We start from the raw sequence: 2,106 nt of genomic DNA on the forward strand, positions 1-2,106 counted from the left end.
GAAGTCTGCAAATAAAAAGTCAATAGGGAGATGAAGAAAAATTGAGGAAGAGAAAAAGACATGCCAAAAGCGGCCAGCGGGTAGAGATCGCTGGCCGGATAGGAAAATATGTAGCCGAGGGAGTTATTTCTGAGGCAGGATAATAGTTGCTTTGGAGAAGGCACTCCAATCGAGGCATTGTCCGCAGCGGTCGCAGTAAGACTGGTATTCCCGTTCCATAGTCCTTCCGCATTGAGGGCAGACAGGGAAAACGGTAAGACCTTGCAGGCAGTGAAAACAGCGGATCTGCGTCACCGGCATAGGGGTGCGGAAGGACATCTCCCTCCAAATTGCTGAGGAAATCAGCAGGTCATTCGGTGTCAGATCAAAACCAACACAGAGTTTTTCCAAGGTCAGGATCGTTGGGGCGGTTTTGCCTCTGGCAATGTCGCCGAAGTATCTGGAACTGAGGTCACATCGCTCCGAGGCAGCTTCATAACTGAGCTTGCGAGTATCACACAATCTGAGAACGGAGGCGGATAAATTGTCTAAAAACATCTTAATCTCTCTCTTTCTGTCATAAGATGCTTTTAGAGTAAGTGCAGTATCGTTCTCCAACAAGGAAGGATGCTTCCTTAATTTCCCTCCAAAGATGCCAGGTATTCTTTTACTCTGCCATAGTAGATGCGCAGGAACTTGTTGGCTCCGGCTGTCATGTAGACCAGGTAAGGCTTGCCCTCGGAACGTTTCTTGTCCATGAAACGGTACACCGGATCATCTTCCGGCTGTGTTTTCAGTAGGCAGTCCATGACCAGAAACAGGGCGCGGCGCAATTCCGGCGGCCCGCTTTTGGAAGTCCGGTTGCTTTTGGCCTCGTGAGTGCCGGACTGGTCAGCGCCAGGGTCAACGCCTGCAAAAGCCGTAATGGAGCCTCTGTGCGTAAATCGGGTCACATCTCCAATCTCCGCCATGAGTTGAGGGCCAAGGGAATCCCCCACGCCGCGCATGGCCATGACGACGGGATATTCTGGGAGTTGTGCCGCCAGGGTGCGCATTTCGGCCTTGAGCCGTTCCAAAGATGCAGAGACGGCATTCAGTGCATCAACAGCCTGCCGAACCATCGTTTTGGTCAGGGCGTCCTTGGGGAGCATGGCGATCAGGTCTTGTGCCTCCATGTGAATCTCAATGGCCCGGCTCTGGCTGAAGTTGTAGCCATGCCGTCTGCACCACTTGCGGTAACGCTCAGTAAAGGCAGCGAGGCTCATAGCCCGCACACAGTCCACATGCCAAAAGGTCGTAGCAAAGTCCACCCACTTCTGGCTGCCGTCCTCACGAACAGGGCTGTCAAACAGGTCATTGACACCAGGATAGGTCTGGTCCAGGAGAGCGATGAGGTTGTTCTTCATCATCGTCTTGGTTTTGGAGTACAGACCCTGCTGCCGGTTTAGCGTTTTCAGTTGCATACGAATCGTGTCCATAGGTGTATGTTGGCGCAATTCCACCCAGTTGTCAAGCCCATAGCGGGCAATCTTCCGGGCATCCGCCTTATCCGTTTTTACTTTGCGCAGGGTGTTGTTTCCGTAGTCTTTAATGAGTTTCGGATTGACCGCGCTGACAAAGATGCCCTCCTCATAGAGAAAGCGGGCCACTGGCTCATAGTACCGCCCGGTATGCTCCATGACTACCCGCGTCTCGCCGTCCAGGCTTTTCAAGTAGTCTGCCAGCTCCTTGAGTTCACTGCCGGTGTGACCAACAGAAAACGGTTTTGCCACCACTTCCCCAAAGGGACGGAGAACGGATACCATACTTTTCCCTTTGGAAACATCAATCCCTGCCACATTGTTCATGTGAATCGCTCCTCATCGTGGATTTGTCTTTGGCGACCAGCCTTTCCATCATTGCCGGTACAATCTATTTGATGACACGGGCGCACTGATGTGGCCAACAACCTGCATAAATCGAACACTGCGAATGAGAGGCTGGATGACGGACTTCCTTACGGACGCAATGGTCCTTGGAGGCATACATCAGGCCAAGACTCTCCCATTCTAACAGCTTTGGCAACGATGCGGAAAAAGACACGGCTGGCTGCCGTGCCTTGATCCGTAAATATATTGTAATAGGAGG

The 2,106-nt window shown here is 52.1% G+C and carries 2 protein-coding genes; both read right to left on the reverse strand.

Translation table 11 applies throughout. From position 1 onward, the window contains the following. Positions 1-123: 123 nt before the first annotated feature. Complete coding sequence (locus tag NE584_RS19235; protein WP_256183535.1) at positions 124-600, reverse strand: XRE family transcriptional regulator; 477 nt, start codon at positions 598-600, stop codon at positions 124-126. A 14-nt stretch (positions 601-614) separates the two neighbouring features. Next, the gene (locus NE584_RS19240; protein WP_256183537.1) at positions 615-1,826 is read right to left on the reverse strand and encodes an IS110 family transposase; all 1,212 of its coding nucleotides are present in this window, start codon (positions 1,824-1,826) and stop codon (positions 615-617) included. Positions 1,827-2,106 lie beyond the last annotated feature (280 nt).

The sequence above is a fragment of the Clostridium sp. DFI.5.61 genome, assembly GCF_024462915.1.
GTDB classification, from domain to species: Bacteria; Bacillota; Clostridia; order Oscillospirales; family Oscillospiraceae; genus Lawsonibacter; species Lawsonibacter asaccharolyticus.

Bases quoted from the DNA above. Each gene is read 5' to 3' on its own strand.
- NE584_RS19240 (WP_256183537.1), bottom strand. From the start codon at position 1,826: ATGAACAATGTGGCAGGGATTGATGTTTCCAAAGGGAAAAGTATGGTA.